This is a genomic window from Pseudomonas sp. B37(2017), assembly GCF_002112885.1.
GTDB classification, from domain to species: domain Bacteria; phylum Pseudomonadota; class Gammaproteobacteria; order Pseudomonadales; family Pseudomonadaceae; genus Aquipseudomonas; species Aquipseudomonas paraglycinae.
In genome coordinates, this window is the sequence record NZ_NEIX01000004.1 from 182,711 (window position 1) to 203,159 (window position 20,449).

At 62.1% G+C, this 20,449-nt stretch carries 19 protein-coding genes; 8 read left to right on the forward strand and 11 right to left on the reverse strand.

From position 1 onward, the window contains the following. The first annotated feature begins 125 nt into the window (after positions 1-125). From CAF90_RS12670 to CAF90_RS12680, 3 genes are all read left to right on the forward strand, one after another. On the forward strand, positions 126-1,886 hold the full coding sequence (locus CAF90_RS12670; protein WP_085606673.1) for an ATP-binding protein: 1,761 nt from the start codon (positions 126-128) through the stop codon (positions 1,884-1,886). Next, positions 1,886-3,214, forward strand: a complete 1,329-nt coding sequence (locus CAF90_RS12675) for a sigma-54 dependent transcriptional regulator (RefSeq protein WP_085606675.1) — start codon at positions 1,886-1,888, stop codon at positions 3,212-3,214. Before CAF90_RS12670 ends, CAF90_RS12675 begins: the two co-directional genes overlap by 1 nt. Positions 3,215-3,516: 302 nt before the next feature. Continuing rightward, complete coding sequence (locus CAF90_RS12680) at positions 3,517-4,836, forward strand: MFS transporter (RefSeq protein WP_007960177.1); 1,320 nt, start codon at positions 3,517-3,519, stop codon at positions 4,834-4,836. 129 nt (positions 4,837-4,965) lie between these two features. Here the strand turns inward: CAF90_RS12680 and CAF90_RS12685 are convergent, their stop codons facing one another. Then, complete coding sequence (locus CAF90_RS12685) at positions 4,966-5,724, reverse strand: hypothetical protein (RefSeq protein WP_085606676.1); 759 nt, start codon at positions 5,722-5,724, stop codon at positions 4,966-4,968. A 348-nt stretch (positions 5,725-6,072) separates the two neighbouring features. Here CAF90_RS12685 and CAF90_RS12690 point away from each other — a divergent pair, with 348 nt between their 5' ends. After that, positions 6,073-6,390 carry a hypothetical protein gene (locus tag CAF90_RS12690; protein WP_085606678.1) on the forward strand — a complete coding sequence of 106 codons (318 nt, stop codon included), beginning with the start codon at positions 6,073-6,075 and terminating at the stop codon, positions 6,388-6,390. Positions 6,391-6,665: 275 nt separating this feature from the next. Continuing rightward, complete coding sequence (locus tag CAF90_RS12695) at positions 6,666-7,295, forward strand: flavin reductase family protein (protein WP_085606680.1); 630 nt, start codon at positions 6,666-6,668, stop codon at positions 7,293-7,295. A 4-nt stretch (positions 7,296-7,299) separates the two neighbouring features. Here the strand turns inward: CAF90_RS12695 and CAF90_RS12700 are convergent, their stop codons facing one another. Then, positions 7,300-7,542 carry a hypothetical protein gene (locus CAF90_RS12700; RefSeq protein ID WP_007960172.1) on the reverse strand — a complete coding sequence of 81 codons (243 nt, stop codon included), beginning with the start codon at positions 7,540-7,542 and terminating at the stop codon, positions 7,300-7,302. A gap of 43 nt (positions 7,543-7,585) precedes the next feature. Continuing rightward, positions 7,586-7,939 (reverse strand): putative quinol monooxygenase, encoded by a 354-nt coding sequence (locus CAF90_RS12705; protein ID WP_007960171.1) that lies wholly within the window; start codon positions 7,937-7,939, stop codon positions 7,586-7,588. Positions 7,940-8,274: 335 nt separating this feature from the next. Between CAF90_RS12705 and CAF90_RS12710 the strand changes: the two genes are divergently transcribed. Then, entirely contained in the window at positions 8,275-9,204 is a 930-nt protein-coding gene (locus CAF90_RS12710) for an AraC family transcriptional regulator (RefSeq protein WP_085606682.1), read from the forward strand. Here CAF90_RS12710 and CAF90_RS12715 read toward each other — a convergent pair whose 3' ends face one another. The 6 genes from CAF90_RS12715 to CAF90_RS12740 all read right to left on the reverse strand — a co-directional run bounded on the left by CAF90_RS12715 (position 9,205) and on the right by CAF90_RS12740 (position 16,621). Then, positions 9,205-10,260 carry an ABC transporter ATP-binding protein gene (locus tag CAF90_RS12715; protein WP_007960168.1) on the reverse strand — a complete coding sequence of 352 codons (1,056 nt, stop codon included), beginning with the start codon at positions 10,258-10,260 and terminating at the stop codon, positions 9,205-9,207. It abuts the gene before it with no gap. 17 nt (positions 10,261-10,277) lie between these two features. Beyond that, positions 10,278-11,126: an ABC transporter permease gene (locus CAF90_RS12720; RefSeq protein WP_085606684.1), complete on the reverse strand. Its 849-nt coding sequence runs from the start codon at positions 11,124-11,126 to the stop codon at positions 10,278-10,280. After that, positions 11,123-12,031 carry an ABC transporter permease gene (locus CAF90_RS12725; protein ID WP_085606686.1) on the reverse strand — a complete coding sequence of 303 codons (909 nt, stop codon included), beginning with the start codon at positions 12,029-12,031 and terminating at the stop codon, positions 11,123-11,125. The genes CAF90_RS12720 and CAF90_RS12725 overlap by 4 nt, the downstream gene beginning before the upstream one ends. Positions 12,032-12,214: 183 nt before the next feature. Then, entirely contained in the window at positions 12,215-13,318 is a 1,104-nt protein-coding gene (locus CAF90_RS12730; RefSeq protein WP_085606688.1) for an ABC transporter substrate-binding protein, read from the reverse strand. Positions 13,319-13,535: 217 nt separating this feature from the next. Beyond that, entirely contained in the window at positions 13,536-14,987 is a 1,452-nt protein-coding gene (locus CAF90_RS12735) for an aldehyde dehydrogenase family protein (protein WP_085606690.1), read from the reverse strand. After that, positions 14,984-16,621 (reverse strand): 5-guanidino-2-oxopentanoate decarboxylase, encoded by a 1,638-nt coding sequence (locus tag CAF90_RS12740; RefSeq protein ID WP_085606692.1) that lies wholly within the window; start codon positions 16,619-16,621, stop codon positions 14,984-14,986. Before CAF90_RS12740 ends, CAF90_RS12735 begins: the two co-directional genes overlap by 4 nt. A 138-nt stretch (positions 16,622-16,759) precedes the next feature. On the opposite strand from CAF90_RS12740, the gene CAF90_RS12745 reads away from it, so the two are divergent. Then, positions 16,760-17,638 carry a LysR substrate-binding domain-containing protein gene (locus CAF90_RS12745; RefSeq protein WP_074688417.1) on the forward strand — a complete coding sequence of 293 codons (879 nt, stop codon included), beginning with the start codon at positions 16,760-16,762 and terminating at the stop codon, positions 17,636-17,638. 175 nt (positions 17,639-17,813) lie between these two features. Here CAF90_RS12745 and CAF90_RS12750 read toward each other — a convergent pair whose 3' ends face one another. After that, positions 17,814-18,428 (reverse strand): NAD(P)-dependent oxidoreductase, encoded by a 615-nt coding sequence (locus tag CAF90_RS12750; RefSeq protein WP_085606694.1) that lies wholly within the window; start codon positions 18,426-18,428, stop codon positions 17,814-17,816. Between the two features lie 46 nt (positions 18,429-18,474). Further along, on the reverse strand, positions 18,475-19,353 hold the full coding sequence (locus CAF90_RS12755; RefSeq protein ID WP_085606696.1) for an MBL fold metallo-hydrolase: 879 nt from the start codon (positions 19,351-19,353) through the stop codon (positions 18,475-18,477). A 115-nt stretch (positions 19,354-19,468) separates the two neighbouring features. Here CAF90_RS12755 and CAF90_RS12760 point away from each other — a divergent pair, with 115 nt between their 5' ends. Then, a complete protein-coding gene (locus CAF90_RS12760) occupies positions 19,469-20,374 on the forward strand; it encodes a LysR family transcriptional regulator (protein ID WP_205350829.1) in 906 nt (301 codons plus the stop codon). Positions 20,375-20,449 lie beyond the last annotated feature (75 nt).

Here is a 20,449-nt window from a genome sequence, read left to right on the forward strand (position 1 = left end):
TTCGAGACCACCGGGCCAGCCAGAAGGCAGCCGCGTGAACACACGGATTTTATAGTGTGATAGCACTGCCAGCACCCGGCGACATGCTATGGTGCCCGCCCGTCCTGCCATCCGTTTGCCCCAGCATGCTGCCGACTTCCCGTACCCTGCGTCTGTCGTTGTATACCCTGCTGATCATCGCCGGTGCCGCCCTTGCTGCAACGCTTGCGATCCGCCACGCCGAGCGCCAGGCGCTGGAAGAAGACGCAGCCCGGGCCAATCAACAGCTGGCGCTGTACGCCAACTCGCTGCATACCCTGATCGACCGCTATCGCGCCCTGCCCGCCGTGCTGGCGCTGGACCCGCAATTGCGTGCGGCGCTGGCCGGCCCGGTCGACGCCGAACAGCAAGCGGCGCTCAACCTGAAACTGGAAAAGATCAACGGCGCGGCGCAATCATCGACGCTGGAACTGCTCGACCACACCGGCCTCGCGGTGGCAGCCAGCAACTGGCGTCTGCCCAGCAGTTACGTCGGCCACAACTATGGCTTTCGCCCCTATTTCAGTCAGACCCGCACTCAAGGCACCGGGCGTTTCTACGCGGTCGGCGTGACCAGCGGGATTCCCGGTTACTTCCTGTCCAGCGCGGTGCTCGGCGACAACGGCGAGTTTCTCGGGGCGATGGTGGTCAAGCTCGAATTCCCCGAGCTCGAACGCGAATGGAGCCAAGGCAATGACACCCTGCTGGTCAGCGATGCGCGCGGGATCATCTTCATCGCCAACCAGCCCGGCTGGCGCTATCGCCTGCTGCACCCGCTGAGCCCGGCCGATTACCGCGAGATCAAGGCCACCCGCCAATACGACAAACAGTCGCTGGTGCCGCTGACGCATCTGGCGCTGCGCAGCTTCGACGACAACAGTGATCTGCGCCGCGTCGAAGGCCCGCAAGGCACGGCGGATTACCTGTGGGAATCGCTGCCGCTGAGCGCCGAAGGCTGGACGCTGCATCTGCTGCGACATCCGCAGGTGTCCTTCGAGGATCAGCGCAATGCCGGCCTCGCTGCTGCCGGGGTATGGCTGGCGCTGGTGTTCCTGCTGCTGTTCCTCAATCAGCGCTGGCGCCTGGCAAAGATGCGCCAGCGCAGCCGCGAAGAGCTTGAGCAACTGGTCGAAGAGCGCACCCGTGATTTGCGCACCGCCCAGGACGGTCTGGTGCAGTCGGCAAAACTGGCGGCACTGGGGCAGATGTCCGCCGCGCTGGCCCACGAAATCAACCAGCCACTGACCGCCCAGCGCATGCAGCTTGCAACTCTGAGGCTGCTGCTCGATCACGGCCGGGTCGATGACGCCTACAAGGCGCTCAAACCGGTGGATGACATGCTCACGCGCATGGCCGCCCTCACCGGCCACCTGAAAACCTTCGCCCGCAAGAGCCCCAGCGGCTTGCGCGAACGGCTGGATCTGGCGACGGTGGTCGATCAGGCCCTGCAATTGCTTGATGCGCGTCTGCGCGATGAACAGGTCAGTCTGGTGCTGCACCTGACCCGTCCGGCGTGGGTGCGCGGCGATGCGATCCGCCTGGAGCAGGTGTTGATCAATCTGCTGCGCAATGCCCTCGATGCGATGCAGGGCAAACCGTGCAAACGTCTGGAAATCCGCCTGGAAGCCGACGAGCAACTGTGGCGCCTGAGTGTCATCGACAACGGCGGCGGCATCGCCGAAGAACATCTGGGTCAGGTGTTCGATCCGTTCTTCACCACCAAACCGGTGGGTGACGGGTTGGGTCTGGGGCTGGCAGTATCGTTCGCCATCGTCCATGAATCCGGCGGACGCCTGTGCGCCGAGAATGGCGACAACGGCGCGGTGTTCAGCCTGACCTTGCCGATCGATCTGGAGGCGCACATCTGATGCTCAACTCGGTGATGGTGGTCGATGACGAAAGCAGCATTCGCAGTGCCGTCGAGCAATGGTTGAGCCTGTCCGGGTTCGAGGTGCAGCTGTTCAGCCGCGCCGAGGAATGCCTGGCGGCGCTGCCCGCGCATTTTGCCGGAGTGATTGTCAGCGACGTGCGCATGCCCGGCCTCAGCGGTCTTGAACTGCTGGCCGAAGTGCAGCGCCGGGATGCCGACCTGCCGGTGATTCTGCTGACCGGCCACGGCGATGTGCCGATGGCGGTCGAAGCGATGCGCGACGGTGCCTACGACTTTCTGGAAAAACCGTTCAGCCCCGAGACCCTGCTCGGCAGCCTGCGCCGGGCGCTGGACAAGCGTCGGCTGGTGCTGGAAAACCGCGCCCTGCACGAGCAGGCCGATAACCGCGCCAGACTGGATGCGACGTTGCTCGGAGTGTCCCGTGGCTTGCAGACCTTGCGCCGGCAGGTGCTGGACCTCGCAGCATTGCCGGTCAACGTGCTGATCCGTGGCGAGACCGGCAGCGGCAAGGAACTGGTCGCCCGTTGCCTGCACGATTTCGGCCCGCGCGCCGACAAGCCGTTCGTGGCGCTGAACTGCGCGGCGATCCCCGAGCAGTTGTTCGAAGCCGAGTTGTTCGGTCATGAGAGCGGCGCGTTCACCGGGGCTTCGGGCAAGCGCATCGGCAAGCTGGAATACGCCGATGGCGGCACGCTGTTTCTCGATGAAATCGAAAGCATGCCCCTGGCCCAGCAGGTGAAACTGCTGCGGGTATTGCAGGAGCAGAAGCTGGAGCGGCTGGGGTCGAACCAGAGCATTCGGGTGGACTTGCGGATCGTCGCGGCGACCAAACCCGATTTGCTGGATGAAGCGCGGGCCGGGCGTTTTCGTGAAGACCTGGCGTATCGCCTGAACGTCGCCGAATTGCGCCTGCCGCCGCTGCGTGATCGTCGCGAAGACATTCCGCTGTTGTTCGAATCCTTCGCCCAGAGCGCCGCCCAGCGTTTGGGCCGGACGTTCCCGCCGCTCAGTGGCGCGCAATTGAGCCATCTGCTGAGTCATGACTGGCCGGGCAATGTGCGGGAGTTGGCGAACGTTGCCGAGCGGCAGGTGCTGGGGCTGGATGAACCGGTGCAGGGCATCGACCCGGGGCAGTCGCTGGCGGCGCAGCAGGAAGCGTTTGAAGCGCAGTGTTTGCGGGCTGCTTTGACCCGGCACAAGGGGGATGTGAAAGCCGTGCTTGAGGAGCTGCAACTGCCGCGTCGCACGTTCAATGAAAAGATGCAGCGGCATGGGTTGACCCGAGAGATGTTCGTACCCGATTGATCGTTTGATGATTGATCGTTCCCACGCTCCGCGTGGGAATGCCTCAGTGGACGCTCTGCGTCCGCTTTGGGATGCAGAGCGTCCCGGGCTGCATTCCCACGCAGAGCGTGGGAACGATCAGATCAACGATCAGATAGGCGGAAATCCGCTCATCGCCAACTTCCTATCGGCAAAATCCCGCTCAACCCATCTCCCCAGCCCCTCTAAACCGGCCCTCCCCCAGTTGGCACAGCTCCTGCTATGGCCCTCGCAGGCTGCGTTTCAACGCGCTCCACAAAAACAATTAAACGAAGGATCCTTCAATGGATAACTCCAACGCCCTGCCTCTTGGGTCGGCTGCCGTGCCGGCCAAAGAACGAACCACCGCCAGTCGCATCAAGTCGATCTTCAGCGGTTCCGTCGGCAACATGGTCGAGTGGTACGACTGGTACGTCTATGCCGCCTTCTCGCTGTACTTCGCCAAAGCCTTCTTTCCCAAAGGCGACACCACCGCCCAACTGCTCAACACCGCCGCGATCTTCGCCGTGGGCTTCCTGATGCGCCCGATCGGTGGCTGGCTGATGGGCCTGTACGCCGACAAGGTCGGACGCAAAAAAGCCCTGATGGCCTCGGTTTACCTGATGTGCTTCGGCTCGCTGATCATCGCCCTGAGCCCGGGTTATGAAACCATCGGTGTCGGCGCGCCGATCCTGCTGGTGTTCGCCCGCCTGCTGCAAGGCCTGTCGGTCGGTGGCGAATACGGCACTTCGGCGACCTACCTGTCGGAGATGGCGACCAAGGAGCGTCGCGGCTTCTTCTCCAGCTTCCAGTACGTGACTTTGATTTCCGGCCAGCTCATCGCGCTGGGCGTGCTGATCGTGCTGCAACAGTTCCTGACCACCGAAGAGCTGTACGCGTGGGGCTGGCGTATTCCGTTCGCCATCGGCGCACTGTGCGCAATCGTGGCGCTGTACCTGCGTCGCGGCATGGAAGAAACCGAGTCGTTCACCAAGAAAGAGAAGTCCAAGGAAAGCGCCATGCGCACCTTGCTTCGTCATCCGAAGGAACTGCTGACCGTGGTCGGCCTGACCATGGGCGGTACGCTCGCGTTCTACACCTACACCACCTACATGCAGAAATACCTGGTGAACACCGTCGGCATGAGCATCTCCGACTCCACCACCATTTCCGCCGCCACGCTGTTCCTGTTCATGTGCCTGCAACCGATCATCGGCGGCCTGTCCGATAAAATCGGTCGTCGCCCGATCCTGATCGCCTTCGGCGTGCTCGGTACGATCTTCACCGTGCCGATCCTGATGACCCTGCACACCATCCAGACCTGGTGGGGCGCGTTCTTCCTGATCATGGCGGCGCTGATCATCGTCAGCGGCTACACCTCGATCAACGCGGTGGTGAAGGCCGAACTGTTCCCGACCGAAATCCGCGCCCTGGGCGTCGGCCTGCCGTACGCACTGACCGTGTCGATCTTCGGCGGCACCGCCGAATACATCGCGCTGTGGTTCAAGAGCATCGGCATGGAAACCGGTTACTACTGGTACGTGACCGCGTGCATCGCGGTGTCTCTGTTGGTGTACATCACCATGAAAGACACCCAGAAACACTCGCGTATCGTCACTGACTGATCGGGTTTATTCAGCCACTGCAATGGTGGCTGTTCTGGCCCCATCGCGAGCAAGCTCGCTCCCACATTGGATCGGCGTAAAACTGACCCTGTGGGAGCGAGCTTGCTCGCGATTGAAGTCACCTCGGTATCAGGACAATTCGGCAACCCCCTGTTTGCTGCCATAACGCTTCTGCGCATACGACGCCCCGACGATCATCACCAGCAGAATCCCCGCCAGTACCGCCGACGAACCGACGGTGCCGAAATCCAGCCCGCCTTTCTCATGGGACTTGGTCATCAAGTCGCCCAAGGTCGCGCCAAACGGTCGGGTCAGCACGAACGCCACCCAGAACAGCGCCACCGACGAAATCTTCGTGAAGTACTTGAGCAGCACGACCACACCAATCGCCGAGCCGATCAACAGCGCGCCACCGGCAAAGCCCAGGCCGGAGTCGTCCGCCAGGTAATCGCCGAGTGCGGTGCCCAGGGTGTTGGAGAACAGAATCGCCATCCAGTAGAACATCTCGCCGCGAAAGCTCTGCACCTTGGTGACGTTGAGCGAGTCGCCGCTCAGGCGCCAAGCCGCGAAGATCGCCAGCAGGATCGCGATCAGGATCATGGAACCGGTGGCGTAACCCAGTTCCAGCGTGCGGTCCATGAAGTCGGACATGGTGGTGCCGGCGGTGCTGGTCGACAGGATCACGATCCAGTACAGCAACGGCTTGTAAGTCTTGGACATCAGTTGTGCGATCAGCGTCAGGACGAACACGCTGATCAGGATCAGCGAGCTGATGGCGTAGCCGACGTTAAGGGTCATCGACAACAAATCCCCCGCGGTTTCCCCCAGGGTCGTCGCGCAGATTTTCATGACCCAGAAGGCCAGGGTGATTTGAGGCAGTTTGTTCATCGCGGGCAACGCTCCAGTGTGTGACGGCCGGTTTTTGGCTTTATGGCCGTGGGCAGACTGGCGTTGCGCGGGTGAAAAACCGGTCGGGAATCCATGAAAAATCTGTCACACACGCAAAAAACGGCGATTAATCACCGGTTAATGCCCCTGCCGCATCCTGCACCTACCTGATCGATTAACTGCGCGACGCTCGCTCCGACGACGAAAGCGAATTGAATGCGTCGCCCTTAATATCAATTTAATCGATTGTTTTTAGCATTATTTTGCGCTTTTTAATCAACTTAGTTGGCGTAGCATGAACCCCATGCGAAACACATCGCCAACGAATTTCGAATCTGGAGAACGACCATGAAAACCAAACTGATCCTCGCCCTGACCCTGTCCGTACTGGCCGCCAACACTTTCGCCGCCGACGGTTCGGACAAAACCAAATCCGCCGACTTCATTTCCGGCGCCAGCGCTGCCATCGAAACCAGCCACACCGGCGCCTACGCTGCCGACGGCTTCGACAAGACCAACGTCGGCAAAGCCGTTGCTGCTGATGGTTTCGATAAAACCGGCACTGCCAACGCCATCGCCGCCGACGGTTTCGACAAAACCGGTACTGCCAACGCGATCGCCGCCGACGGCTTTGATAAAACCGGTACCGCCGCTGCCATCAGCTGATTACCAGAATGCAGACACCAAAGCCCGGCCATTGCCGGGCTTGTTCATTTCTGAAAACAAAAATCTCACGACCTCCACAAAACCCTGTGGGAGCGGGCTTGCGGCGTTCCGACGAAGAGGCCGGCACAGCCAATAATTTCATCGACTGAACCGACGCCTTCGTCGGAACGACGCCCGGGGCAAGCCCGCTCCCACAGGGTTCCGCATTTGGCTGGAAATAATGGGAATGCCCCAGCAATATGAGCCCTTTCCGAAAGCCTTCAGGAACACCCTCCATGCCCGATGACATCCATTTCTACGAACCGGCCAACGGCCACGGTCTGCCCCACGATCCGTTCAACGCCATCGTCGGCCCGCGTCCCATCGGCTGGATTTCTTCGCAGGATGCCGAAGGCCGGCTGAACCTGGCGCCCTACAGCTTTTTCAACGCGTTCAACTACATTCCGCCGATCATCGGGTTCTCCAGCGTTGGTCGCAAAGACAGCCTGAACAACATCGAGCAGACCGGCGAATTCGTCTGGAACCTCGCCACCCGCCCGCTGGCCGAGCAGATGAACCAGAGCTGCGCGATGGTCGGGCCGCAGGTCAATGAGTTCGAACTGGCGGGGCTGACGCCGGTGGCGTCGAAGGTGATTGCCGTGCCACGCGTGGCCGAAAGCCCGGTGTCCTTCGAGTGCAAGGTCACGCAGATCATTCAGTTGCAGCGCGCTGACGGCGAGACGGTGCCGAGCTGGCTGGTGCTCGGCGAAGTGGTCGCCGTGCACATTGCCAAATGGCTGTTGAAGGACGGGATCTACGACACCGCCGCCGCCGAACCGATTCTGCGGGGCGGCGGGCCGGCGGACTATTTCCAGCTGGGGCCGGAGGCGTTGTTCAAGATGTGGCGCCCGGGGGCGACGAAGTAAGCGCTTACCAGATCAGCTCGGCGTCGTCGGTGACGCCCTTGAGCTTGTCCAGTTCGTTGATCGCGGCTTCATCGGCCGCGATGGCGCCGGGGAAAACCTGATCGTTCAGCAGCTTGTGAAAGCGCGGTGCGCCGCCGTCGACCAGGGCCTTGACGGCGATTGCCGCGTGATAACCCTTGTTGCCGCCCAACTCGACGGGGACGACAGCGGAAACCGCTTCGAAGTGTTCGAACTCTTTACGTGCCATATCGCAGGTCCTGGCTCAGTCGGATAAGCCCGACATTAAACATTCAACCGGCGAGTTTGTGTATCGGCGCAGTGCATTGCCCTACGGCCTGGGCGGCCGAGACTTCCTTGAAGGTGTGGAAATCCAGGCTGTTGACCACCAGCTCCTGCACCAGCTCGGCAAAGATTTCCATCGACGGGCTGCTGAAATACGCGGTCATCGATTGCTGGTTGTTCCAGAAACCGGAGACCAGCCACAACTCCGGATCACACTGCGAATGCTGCAAGGCGAAGCTCAGGCAACCGGGGGCGGCACGGGACGGTTCGATCAGGGCGCTCAGGCGCATGCCGAGTTCCGCCGAACGCCCGGCGCGCGCTCGAACGAAGGCCATATGACTGACGGGAATCTGCTTGGACATGTTCAACCCTCCCAGGGAGTCGCGTGGCAGCCGGGAACGGGCTGCGACAGGATCCAAGGTTAAGGGCCGGGCGCTGCTCGCCGTTTGTCGATTCCTGCCGTCGCGTTGCACAATCCTGCGAGACTGTCGTGCAGACCTGTAACAAGTCGTGAATTGCTGTCACCGTCCTGTCACACCGGTTTCGAGCAAGTTTTACAGGGCTCGCCCTTTCATGTCTGGGCAGGCACGCAACGCCATGCAGGATCAGGCAAGCATTTCGCAGGATGTGTCTACCGCTTGCGCTTGCACAAACTTATGCTCTGCTCCCATTCCATCCCTTGCCGAGGAGGCTGTGCATGACGTCATTCGATCGTTTTCAGGCGCCGCCCGATGCCGACATGGAAAAGCAGCGCGCGGAACTGGCGGCCATCATTCGCCGCAACACGTCCGAAGATGGCAGTTATGCCACTGCCGTCGGCTCGCTGGTCATGTCGCGCCACACCCAGTCCCATGACTTCGCCCCGGTGCTTGCACAACCGGCGCTGTGCATCATGGCCCAGGGTCGCAAAGAGGTGCGGCTGGCGGATGAGTTCTTCAATTACGACCCGCTGAATTACCTGGTGGTATCGGTCTCGATGCCGTTGAGCGGTCGGGTGGTGAATGTCTCGCCTGAAGAGCCGATCCTCGCCGTGCGCCTTGATATCGATCCGGCGGAAATCACCGCGCTGATCGCCGATGCCGGCCCGATGGGCGTGCCCACCCGTCCGACCGGGCGTGGTCTGTATGTGGAGAAAATCGACAGCGCGATGCTTGATGCGGTGCTGCGTCTGGCCCGCCTGCTCGACGCGCCGAAAGACATCGCCATGCTCGCGCCGCTAATCCGCCGGGAAATTCTCTATCGCCTGCTGCGCAGTCCGCAGGGCCATCGGCTTTACGAAATCGCCATCGCCAACAGCCAGAGCCACCGCATCAGCCAGGCGATCAAATGGCTCAACGGCAACTTCGAACAGCCGCTGCGCATCGATGATCTGGCGAAGGAAGTGAACCTCAGCGTCTCGACCTTGCATCACCGTTTCAAGGCGATGACGGCGATGAGTCCGTTGCAGTATCAGAAGCAACTGCGCCTGCAAGAGGCGCGGCGTTTGATGTTGGCTGAGGGGCTGGAAGCGTCGGCGGCGGGGTATCGGGTGGGGTATGAAAGCCCGTCGCAGTTCAGCCGCGAGTACAGCCGGTTGTTTGGCGCGCCGCCGTTGCGGGATCTGGCGCGCCTGCGATTGAGTGTCTGATCAGGCGCCGAGCACCCGACACGCCTCACTCGGCAACGTCACCGACACCGGATGCCCGATCCCCAGACCGAAGCCCTGACACGGCGTGCTCAGCGCCGTGAAGGTCACCCCGGAACACTCCACCGTAGTCTCGATCGTCGCGCCGATATCCCGCACAAACGTCACCTTGCCCAGCAGACGATTGCCCGCCGTGGCCTGGGGTGCCGACAGTTGCAGGTCTTCGGGGCGGATCAGCATCTTCACTTTCTGCCCGACCACGATGCTGCTGCAGATCGGCACTTGCAGCGCATCGCCACCCGGCAGCACGACCTTGCCATCGCCCAGCGCGGTGGCCGGGAAAATATTCCCCGAGCCGATAAAATCCGCGACGAATTCGTTGGCCGGGTGCCGATAGATTTCAATCGGCGTCCCCACCTGCTGTACCCGATGCTCACCGAGCACCACCACGATATCGGCCATGGTCATGGCCTCGCGCTGATCGTGGGTGACCATGATGGTGGTGATGTTCAGGCGTTGTTGCAGCTGGCGGATTTCCACCTGCATCGATTCACGCAATTTGGCGTCCAGCGCCGACAGCGGTTCGTCGAGCAGAAGAATTTTCGGGTGCGAAGCAATCGCCCGGGCAATCGCCACTCGCTGACGCTGGCCGCCGGAGAGTTTGGCCACCGGGCGATCAATCATCGGTTGCAGCTGGATCAGCTCCAGCAACTCCACCACCCGCGCCTGTTGATCAGCCTTGCTCACACCGCGCAGTTTCAGCGGATAGGCGATGTTCTCGCCCACGGTCATGTGCGGGAACAGCGCCAGCGACTGAAACACCATGCCGAAGTTGCGCAGGTGCGCCGGGGTGTGGCCGATGTCCTCGCCGTCCAGGCGGATCTCGCCGCCGGTGAGGGTTTCCAGCCCGGCGATCATTCGCAGCAACGTGGTCTTGCCGCAGCCCGACGGGCCGAGGAAGCACACCAGTTTGCCCTCGGGCAAATGCAGGTTGACGTCTTTCACCGCGCAGGCCGAGCCGTAGTGTTTCTCGACGTTTTCCAGAATCAGACCAGACATAAAATCACCTCAAGAAATCAAAAGGAAACGCCGCCTTCACCTACCAGCTTCTCCAACGCCCAGATCAGGACGAAGTCGATCAGCACGATCAGCACGGCAAACGAGAACACGGTAGGGTCGAGCGATGACACGGTGCGGCTGTACATCCAGATCGGCACGGTCATGACGTCGATGGTGTAGAGGAAATAGGTCACGGTGAATTCGTTGAACGAGACGATGAACGCCAGCAGCATCCCCGCCAGAATCCCCGATTTCATCAGCGGTACCACCACATCGACGATGGCGCGCAATGGCGAGGCGCCGAGCATCTGCGCGGCTTCCTCGACTTCGCTGCCGATGGAAAGCATGGCCGCCGTGCAGTTCTTCACCACGAACGGCAGCGCCAGAATCACGTGGGCGATCACCAGCCGCGAGGTGGTCATGTGGAACGGCAGGCTGTCGAACACCAGCAGCAAGGCCAGCCCCAGCACTACCATCGGGAACACCAGCGGCAGCGACATCAATTGCAGCGCCACGCCCTTGCCACGGAACTCGCAACGGGTCAGCGCGTAAGCCGCCGGCACCGCGATCAGCGTGGCGAAAATCATCGTCAGGCATGACACCAGCAAACTGGTGCCCATTGCCTGGCCGAGGCTCAGCACATCGCTGGCATCGGGCGAAACGAAGGTGTGCCACGCCGCTTGGTACCACTGCAGGCTGTAGCTGCTCGGCGGGAAGTCGAGGTTCGACGCGCCGCTGAACGACATCACGATCATCGTCAGGATCGGCAACACGGCCAGGAACAAAATGATCCCGGACAGGATGCCGGCGAACTTGCCGGTATCGCCCGGCAACAGCGACTGACGCTTCTTGATCAGGGCACTCATTGCGAAGCCTCCAGCAGACGGCGACGGCGGCCGGTGATGTATTCGGACAAGGTCATGATGGCGAGCGTGGTGACAATCAGCACCACGCCAGCGGCGGACGCGGCGGGCCAGTTCATCAGCGGGGCGATCTGGTCATGCACCATCACCGCGAGCATCGGCACGCGCCGACCGCCGAGCAGCAACGGCACCACGAAGCTGCTGGCGTTGTAGGCAAACACCAGGGTCGCGCCGGTGATGATCCCCGGCAGACTCATCGGCAACACCACTTGGCGGAACACTTGAAAACGACTGGCGCCGAGGGTGGCGGCAGCTTCTTCGTAGCTGCGGGCGACACCGCGCATGGCGCTGGCAATCGGCAGCACAGCCAGCGGAAACGCGGTCTGCACCAGCCCCATCAACACGCCGTTCTGGTTGTACAGCAACATGATCGGCCGCTTGATCAGACCGAGGCCCATCAGGGTCTGGTTGAGCATGCCGCCGGGGCCGAGGATCACCAGCCAGCCATAGCTTTGCAGCAACAGGTTGACCAGCAGCGGCAACAGCACCGCCGCCAGAAAAATCCGCCGCACGAACGGCGAGGTCAGGCGCGACATGGTGTACGCCACCGGGATCGCCAGCACCACGGCGATCACCGCGCTGATCAGCGCCAGACGCAAGGTCAGCAGCAACGATTTGAGGTAGTAGGGTTCGAGCAACTGCGCGTAACTGGCCAGGCTGAAACCGGACCACTCCGCACCCTTGGTGCCGACGCTCATGCGCAGCACCAGCAGGCTGGCGGCAATCAGCACGCCGAGAAACAGCATCGACGGCGTGAGAAAAAACCACGCCCGCGCCGTCGGCGAAACACCGCGCGCCGGGCGCGCGTCACCCGCGCCGACCGGTTGGGTCAGGGATTGATGTTCCATAGCAATGATCTCGTCAATGGAGAACGAATCTCCCAAACACCACTCGCCCTGTGGGAGCGGCGGTTCGACGCTTCGACTTGCTCGCGAAAGCGGCGGGTCAGTCAACCCATGAAGCGACTGACAGATTGCATTCGCGAGCAAGCCCGCTCCCACAAGGTTTCTGTGGTGTCTGGAAGTACGGCGTCAGGAAGAAAAGATTTCCGTGTAGCGACGAATCCACTGGTCATGCACGGTCGCCAGGAAGGCGTTGTCGTGCATGATCGCCTTCTCCGCAATCTGCTCCGGCGTGAGGATGAACGGGCTCTTGCGCGCTTCGGCGGAGATGATCGCCTTGGCGTTGACCGGGCCGTTGAAGATGTCTTCGGCCATCTTGCCCTGCACCAGCGGGTCGAGGGAGTGATCGATGAAGGCGTAGGCCAGGTCGGTGTCGCCCGGACGGTTCTTCGGCATTACCGAGAGCATCAGGTCGGTGTAGAAACCTTCCTTCATGCCGAACGTGGCGCCGAGGCCATAGTTCGGATCGCGGATCTGCTTGGGGAAAAACGCCGGGGCGTAGAGGCCGCCCATGTCCAGGGAACCGGTGCGGAACAGCTCGGCGATCTGGTTGGGGTTTTCACCCAGAGTCACCACGCGGTCTTTCAGCTCGGCGAGTTTTTTGAAGCCCGGCTCGATGTTGTGCTCGTCACCACCGGCCAGTTTGGCGGCGATGATGATCAGGTCCATGGCCTCGGTCCAGTTCGGCGGCGGCAGGAAAATGCTCGGTGCCAGATCGGCGTCCCACAGTGCGGCGTAACTGTCCGGCGCTTCCTTCTGGGTGCGGGTGCTGTAGACCAGACTGTTGCACCACAGCAGGTAGCCGATGCCGTGACCGTTGGCCCCGGTGCGGTATTTTTCCGGGACGTCGACCAGATTGGGAATGCGGTTGAGATCGGGTTTTTCCAGCAGTCCGGCAGCGGCCAGTCCTTCGGCGCCGACGCCAGCCAGGGTGATGATGTCGTACTGCGGACGGTCACCGCCGGCCTTGAGTTTGGCGACCATTTCCGAGGTGCTGCCGGTGCGGTCGGCAATCACTTTGGCGCCGGTCTTGGCTTCGAAGGTTGCAGCGATGTTGCGCAGTGCAGCGAGGCCCGTGTCATCGGACCAGGTCAACAGGCGCAGGGTCTTGCCGGCAAAGCGGGTGTCGCTGGCACTGGCCCGGATGAAGGGCATGCTCATGGCCGCCGCAGCCACCGAGGCCACGCCGACGGTTTTGATGAATTGACGCCTGTTCAGATCGTGCTCGCCCATTTAGGACTCCCATTATTCTTGTAAGTATGAGACTGATCGCAACCCTTGCATCTGCCTGACCGGAATTGCTCAAGCGCCCGGTTTCAAAGGGCTTGAGCGTGGTCTGCGGGTTCATCCTGAGGTCGTGCAAAACACCTGACTATCGATAAAAACTCATTGGAGCCATGACGCCGGCGCATGCCTCGTTGCGAGGCATGCGCTGACCTTTTTCGGGCATTCAGAGCGCGCGGATCACGTGCTTGATTTCCTGAAATGCCGCCAGGCCCCACGGCCCCAACTCGCGGCCGATGCTGCTCTGTTTGTAGCCGCCCCATGCGGTCTGCGGGAAGATCACCTGCGGCGCGTTGAGCCACACCAGGCCCGCCTGCAAGGCGTTGGCGACCCGATCCGCGGTCTCGGCATTGCGCGTGACGACGCTGGCGACCAGACCGAACTGACTGTCGTTGGCCAGGGCAACCGCCTCCGCTTCCGTAGCAAAACTGCGCACGCAGATCACCGGGCCGAAGATCTCTTCACACCACAGCGCACTGTCGAGAGGCACTTCGGTGAAGATTGTCGGCTGCAAGAAATATCCGCGCGGCAGATCGGCGGGACGATTGCCGCCACAAATCAGCTTGGCACCGGCACTGAGTCCACGGTCTATGTGACCGAGCACGCGTTGGTACTGCGCCTGATTGACCAGCGCACCCATCTCGACTTCAGGATCGAACGGATCGGCCACACGGATTTTTTCCGCGCGGGCCTTCAGACGAATCAGGAACTCATCAGCCAGTTCATCGGCAACCAGCACCCGGCTGGTGGCCGAGCACATCTGCCCGGCGTTGAAGAAACCGCCACCGCAGGCCAGTTCCACCGCCAGATCAAGGTCGGCGTCTTCCAGAATCAGCAGCGAGGACTTGCCGCCCAGTTCCAGGCTCACGCCCTTCACGGTTTCAGCGGCGCGCTGCATCACTTGCACACCGACGGCGTTGCTGCCGGTGAAGGAAACCTTGGCGATGCGCGGATCCGCCGACAGCGGCGCACCGACTGCCAGGCCGGTGCCGCACACCAGGTTGAACACGCCTTTGGGCAGACCGGACTCGGCGATGATGGTCGCCAGTTCCAGCTCCGGCAGCGGCGTGACTTCAGACGGCTTTAGCACCACGCAGCAACCGGCGGCCAGGGCCGGGGCGAGTTTCCACGCGGTGGTGACCATCGGGAAATTCCAAGGCACGATCAGCCCGACCACACCGCACGGCTCGCGGCGCAGACGTGCGCTGAAGTCATCACTGGGCAGCGGCACATTTCTGTCCTGTTTCGCATCGAGGCCTTCGGCGAGTTCGGCGTAATACTCGAACGTGGCGATCACGTCATCGACATCGATGCCCGCTTCGAACTGCGGTTTGCCGTTGTTGCTCGACTGTAACTTCATCAGATGTTCACGGCCGTTGCGCACCCCATTGGCGATGTTGCGCAGGATCGTTGCGCGCTCGGCACCGGTGGTTTTCGACCAGCCTTTGAAGGCTTCGGTCGCCGCCGCTACCGCCTGGTTGACGGCGCTTTCGTCACCGCCATTGACCGTGGTCAGCAGCGCTTCGGTGGCCGGGTTGATCACGCGCAGGTGTTCGCGGCCGGCGGACCATTGGCCGTTGATGTACAGGCCGTCGAGTGTGGTCGGGAAATTGATCATTGGGCCACCGCCTTCATCCATTGGGTCTGGTCGATTTCAATCAGGGTCGGGCCCTGACGATCGGTGGCGGCGCGCAGTGCACCGCGCAGGTGTTCGGCCGAGCTGATCGCTTCAGCCGCGCAACCCAAGGCCTTGGCCACACCGATGAAGTCCGGGGTATAGATGTCGACGCCCACCGGCTCGATGGCGCGGTTGACCATGTATTTCTTGATCTCTTCGTAACCCTGGTTATTCCACAGCAGGATGATCACCGGCGTCCGCGCTTCTACGGCGCTGGCCAGTTCCGGCAGCGTAAATTGCAGACCGCCGTCGCCGATCAGGCACACCACCGGCGGACGTGCGCCGTGTTCGAGGTTGCCGCCGAGCCACGCGCCAATCGCTGCCGGCAAGGCGTAACCGAGGGTGCCGTAACCGGTGGACGAGTTGAACCAGCGGCGCGGACGCTCCGGGTTGAACGTCAGGTTGCCGGTGTACACCGGTTGCGTGGAGTCACCGACGAACACCGCGTTCGGCAATTCGTGCAGCACGGTTTCGAGGAAACGGGTCTGGGCCAGCGTCGGGGCATCCCAGGTCGCGGCCAGGTCTTCACGCAGACGGGCGGCGCGTACCTGACCCCAATCGTTGCGGCGCTCGGCCAGCGGCTTGTGCGACAGCGCACTGAGCAGCGCTTGTGCGGCGTTGCGCGAGTCGGCCACCAGCGCCACGTGAGGCGGATAGTTGCGCACGGTCTGATCCGGATCGATATCGACACGCAGCAACTTGCCGGGAATTTCGAAACCGCCGGCGAAGGTGACGTCGTAGTCGGTTTCTGCCAGCTCGGTGCCGATCGCCAGGATCACGTCGGCATCGGCTACCAGAACGCGAGTCGCTACCAGGCTCTGGGTCGAACCGATCAACAGCGGATGGCTGGACGGCAACATGCCTTTGGCGTTGATGGTCAGGGCCACCGGTGCGTCGAGCAGTTCAGCCAGTTCAGTGAGTTCGGCAGCTGCGTCGATGGCACCACCACCGGCGAGGATCAGCGGACGCTGGGCGCCGGCCAGCAGTTCAGTCATGCGGCTCACGGCGGCTGGCGCAGCACCGGCACGGTCGATGTTGACCGGCACGCTGGTCAGCAGTTCGTCGGCCTCTTCGACCAGTACGTCCAGCGGAATTTCGATGTGCACCGGACGCGGACGTCCGGCCTGGAACAGCGCGAAAGCACGGGCCAATACGCCCGGGAATTCGGACGCCGACATCAGCGTGTGGGAGAACGCCGCCACGCCGCCGACCAGTGCGCTCTGGTTCGGCAGTTCATGCAGCTTGCCGCGACCGCCGCCCAGTTGACTGCGCGACTGCACGCTGGAGATCACCAGCATCGGGATCGAATCGGCGTACGCCTGGCCCATGGCGGTGGTGATGTTGGTCATGCCCGGACCGGTAATGATGAAGCACACACCCGGTTTGCCGCTGGTGCGGGCGTAGCCGTCGGCCATGAAGCCGGCGCCCTGTTCATGGCGCGGGGTGACGTGGTTGATGCTCGAACGGGCCAGCCCGCGATACAGCTCCACGGTATGCACCCCGGGAATGCCGAACACCTGCTCGACCCCATAATCTTCGAGTAACTTGACCAGTACTTCGCCACACGTCGCCATGTCTTTGCCCTTCTTGTTCGTTGAGGCACCGGGCTTAAAGGAACCGGTGATTGGCCTCATTGAAACGGGCGACCCGTAGCCGCAACAATCGATAAAAGCTCATACTAGCCATGTCCTCACGTCATACCTTGGATCCACATGAAACGACTGCCTCCCCTGCCCGCCCTGCATACGTTTCTGATTACCGCGCAGTGCTGCAACTTCACCCGGGCCGCCGAGCAGTTGCACATCACTCAGGGTGCGGTGAGCCGGCAGATCGCCGGGCTGGAGGAACATCTGGGTTATGAGCTGTTCATTCGCCTGGCCCGGGGCCTGGAGCTGACGGCCGAAGGTCGCGAATGGCTGCCACGGGTGCAGCAGGTGTTCAGCCTGATCGGCGACTCGGTGGAGCAGATCGGCGCCAAGCGCGAGACCCTGCAACTCAAGGCGCCGAGCTGCGTGATGCGCTGGTTGTTGCCACGCCTGCTGCAATGGCAGCGCGAGCGCCCGGACGTGCCGGTGAAACTCACGGCGTCGCTGCAACACGGGGTGGATTTTCATCGTGAACAGTTCGACGCGGCGGTGATCTACGGCACCGCGCCCCACGATTCGCCTGCGACCTTGCATCTGTTCGATGAACAACTGACGCCGGTCTGCTCGCCGACACTGCTCAACGGTGGGCCGGCCCTGCACACACCGGCAGACTTGCAACAGCATCTGCTGCTGCACCCGACTCACACGGATGACGACTGGACACTGTGGCTTGAAGCCGCCGAACTGCACTTGAGCAATATCGCCAGCGGTCAGCATTTCGAGACGCTGGATCAGGCGATGTCGATGGCGTCCCACGGGACGGGGGTGGCGATCGGCGACTGGTCACTGATCGGCGACGACTTGAACGCCGGACGACTGGTGATGCCGTTCGATCTGAAGGTGAAGACGGGATTGGGCTATTACATCGTGGCGCCGGCGTCGGAGCCGTCGGCGAAATTGCAGGAGTTGATGGGGTGGTTGGTGGAGCAGGCTCATACGCGTTGAGCCCGGCCTCACCTGATGATCGTTCCCACGCTCCCCTTCTTTGATCGTTCCCACGCTCCGCGTGGGAATGCAGCTCGGGACGCTCCGCGTCCCATGCCGAAGCGGACGCGGAGCGTCCAATGAGGCGTTCCCACGCGGACGGTTCGACGCCTCGACGTGGGAACGATCAATACGGTCAGTAACCGACCGTAAACCGCTGACGCGAATGCTTCGGCGTTTCCACTTCGTCGATCAGCGCAATCGCGTAATCGGCAAAGGTAATCGAGCTCTGACCATCAGCACTCACCAGCAAGTCATCCTTGCCGACACGGAACTTGCCGGTGCGCTCGCCTTCGACAAACAGCGCCGAAGGCGACAGGAACGTCCAGTCCAGTTCCTTCTCCTGACGCAGCGCATCAAGGAACGCCGCACCAGCACTGGCCTCAGCCTTGTACTCGGCCGGGAAACCGGCGCTGTCGATCACGCGAGTGCCGTCCGGCAGCAACAGCGAACCGGCACCACCGACCACAAGCAGACGTTTCACCCCGGCCTGTTTCACCGGGCCGATCAGCGCGCTGGCCGGTACCGTGGCGAAATGCGCGGCGCTGATCACCACATCGTGACCGGCGACGGCGTCCTGCAACGCGGCGGCGTCCAGCACGTCGACATTCTTGCTGACCACACCGGCGTGGGCGCCGATCTTCGAGGTATCCCGAGCGATGGCGGTGACGCTATGGCCGCGACGCAGGGCTTCTTCCAGCAGTTGGCTGCCGGCACGGCCGGTGGCACCAATGATTGCGATCTTGCTCATGACATTCTCCAGTTGGCTTGAGAGTGCTGCGTTTTTCAGAATCGGGTTACCACTGCATTTCGCCCTTGGCGACTTTGGCGCTCAGCTCCAGCGAGCTTTCTTCGCCCAGTGTCGGGTAGCGTTTTTTCATCGCGGCGATCAGCGCGGCAGAGTCCTTGGCCTTGGCGGTTTCGGCATCGAACGCCTTGATGTAGTCGGCGGTGAATTTCACGGCCGCCAGCGAACGGGCGCTGTCACCCAGGTAGTGACCCGGCACCACGGTTTTCGGTTTCAGGGTTTCGATCGAGTGCAGGGTTTCCAGCCAGTCGGCGTGGGATTGCGCGGTCTGGGTGTCGGCCATCCACACGTGGATGTTCTCGGCGACAACCACACCGCCGACCACGGCTTTCAACGAAGGAATCCACACGAAGCTGCGATCCGGTTGTTTGCCTTCCAGGCCGACCACCTGCAGTTTCTGCCCTTCGAGCATCAGGCTGTCGCCCTTGAGCACGCCCGGCACGATGGTTTTGGCCGGCACGTCGGCGCCCATTTTCGGGCCCCAGAAGGCGAGTTTACCGTCGACGGTTTGTTTGATGTGATCAACGGTCGGTTGCGAGGCCAGCACCTTGGCATCCGGGAAGGCTTTGGTCAGGGTGTCGAGACCGAAGTAGTAATCCGGGTCACCGTGGCTGATGTAGATAGTGGTCAGTTGCTTGCCGCTGGCGCGGATCTTTTCCACCACTTGCTCGGCCTGGGATTTGCCGAACTGCGCGTCCACCAGAATCGCGTCCTTCTCGCCGCTGACCAGCACCGAAGTCACCGGGAAGATCGCATTGCTGCCCGGGTTGTAAACGTCGAGGGTCAGATTCGCGGCCGCTGCATGGGCAGCAAAACCGAGGGTGGCGGTGGCCAGTAAAACGCGCTTGAGGGTGGTGAAGCCGATCATGGGTTGCTCCGCTGTTCGAATGCCGTGCTTGGCGATGGGGACAGAGCTTAGTTGCCAGACTCGTTACAAAAAATGCGATGCTTGAACATAGTTTGTTTCTGAAAGCGGGCAAATCATGGATCGTCTCCAAGCAATGCGGGTGTTTGTCACGGTGGTGGATCTGGGCAGCCAATCGGCGGCGGCCGATCACCTGGACCTGTCGCGGCCGGTGGTGTCGCGCTATCTGGCGGAACTGGAAGACTGGGTCGGCGCGCGCCTGATGCACCGCACCACGCGCAAGTTGAGCCTGACCGCCGCCGGCAACGAAATCCTGCCGCGCTGCCGGCAGATGCTGGAGCTGTCCGGCGACATGCAGGCCGCCGTCAGCGAACCTGCCGATGCACCACGGGGTTTACTGCGGATCAGCGTCAGCACCTCGTTCGGCCAGGCGCAACTGGCCGATGCCATGGCGGCGTTCGTCAAAGCGTATCCGGGGGTGAACATCGATCTGCAAATGCTCGATCGCACCGTGAACCTGGTGGACGAGCGCATCGACCTGGCGATCCGCACCAGCAACGACCTCGATCCGAATCTGATCGCCCGGCGCCTGACGGTCTGCCGTTCGGTGGTCTGCGCCGCACCCGCCTATCTGCAGGAACATCCGCAGCCGCAGCGCGTAGAAGATCTGAGCCGGCACAACTGCCTGACCCATTCCTATTTCGGCAAGAGCCTGTGGCATTTCGAGGAGGATGGCGAACCGGTCTCGGTGCCGGTGCAGGGCAACATCAGCGCCAACGAGGCCAGCACCCTGCTGCGCGCGACCCTGGCCGGCGCCGGGGTGGCGATGCTACCGACCTATCAGGCCGGGGTGCATGTACACAGCGGCGAACTGGTTCGCCTGCTGCCCCACGCCGAGCCTCGGCAGATGAACATCTACGCCGTCTATGCCTCGCGCAAGCACATGCCGGCGGCGCTGCGCTGCATGCTGGATTTTCTGGTGCAGCGTTTTCCCGAAAACCCGCAGTGGGATATTGGGCTGTAATCCTGTTCGCAGAGCCGCTGGCAACTCCACGGCGCTGACCTATGCTGAAAGTAGTACCCAAGGGTATTCGTTCAG

Excerpts from the sequence above, each read along its gene's own strand:
- CAF90_RS12715 (WP_007960168.1), bottom strand. The coding sequence starts at position 10,260 with ATGTCTGGTCTGATTCTGGAAAACGTCGAGAAACACTACGGCTCGGCC.
- CAF90_RS12725 (WP_085606686.1), bottom strand. The coding sequence starts at position 12,031 with ATGGAACATCAATCCCTGACCCAACCGGTCGGCGCGGGTGACGCGCGC.
- CAF90_RS12700 (WP_007960172.1), bottom strand. The coding sequence starts at position 7,542 with ATGGCACGTAAAGAGTTCGAACACTTCGAAGCGGTTTCCGCTGTCGTC.
- CAF90_RS12740 (WP_085606692.1), bottom strand. The coding sequence starts at position 16,621 with ATGGCGACGTGTGGCGAAGTACTGGTCAAGTTACTCGAAGATTATGGG.
- CAF90_RS12760 (WP_205350829.1), top strand. The coding sequence starts at position 19,469 with ATGGATCGTCTCCAAGCAATGCGGGTGTTTGTCACGGTGGTGGATCTG.
- CAF90_RS12720 (WP_085606684.1), bottom strand. The coding sequence starts at position 11,126 with ATGAGTGCCCTGATCAAGAAGCGTCAGTCGCTGTTGCCGGGCGATACC.
- CAF90_RS12680 (WP_007960177.1), top strand. The coding sequence starts at position 3,517 with ATGGATAACTCCAACGCCCTGCCTCTTGGGTCGGCTGCCGTGCCGGCC.
- CAF90_RS12675 (WP_085606675.1), top strand. The coding sequence starts at position 1,886 with ATGCTCAACTCGGTGATGGTGGTCGATGACGAAAGCAGCATTCGCAGT.
- CAF90_RS12690 (WP_085606678.1), top strand. The coding sequence starts at position 6,073 with ATGAAAACCAAACTGATCCTCGCCCTGACCCTGTCCGTACTGGCCGCC.
- CAF90_RS12735 (WP_085606690.1), bottom strand. The coding sequence starts at position 14,987 with ATGATCAATTTCCCGACCACACTCGACGGCCTGTACATCAACGGCCAA.
- CAF90_RS12755 (WP_085606696.1), bottom strand. The coding sequence starts at position 19,353 with ATGATCGGCTTCACCACCCTCAAGCGCGTTTTACTGGCCACCGCCACC.
- CAF90_RS12745 (WP_074688417.1), top strand. The coding sequence starts at position 16,760 with ATGAAACGACTGCCTCCCCTGCCCGCCCTGCATACGTTTCTGATTACC.
- CAF90_RS12685 (WP_085606676.1), bottom strand. The coding sequence starts at position 5,724 with ATGAACAAACTGCCTCAAATCACCCTGGCCTTCTGGGTCATGAAAATC.
- CAF90_RS12670 (WP_085606673.1), top strand. The coding sequence starts at position 126 with ATGCTGCCGACTTCCCGTACCCTGCGTCTGTCGTTGTATACCCTGCTG.
- CAF90_RS12730 (WP_085606688.1), bottom strand. The coding sequence starts at position 13,318 with ATGGGCGAGCACGATCTGAACAGGCGTCAATTCATCAAAACCGTCGGC.
- CAF90_RS12705 (WP_007960171.1), bottom strand. The coding sequence starts at position 7,939 with ATGTCCAAGCAGATTCCCGTCAGTCATATGGCCTTCGTTCGAGCGCGC.
- CAF90_RS12750 (WP_085606694.1), bottom strand. The coding sequence starts at position 18,428 with ATGAGCAAGATCGCAATCATTGGTGCCACCGGCCGTGCCGGCAGCCAA.
- CAF90_RS12710 (WP_085606682.1), top strand. The coding sequence starts at position 8,275 with ATGACGTCATTCGATCGTTTTCAGGCGCCGCCCGATGCCGACATGGAA.
- CAF90_RS12695 (WP_085606680.1), top strand. The coding sequence starts at position 6,666 with ATGCCCGATGACATCCATTTCTACGAACCGGCCAACGGCCACGGTCTG.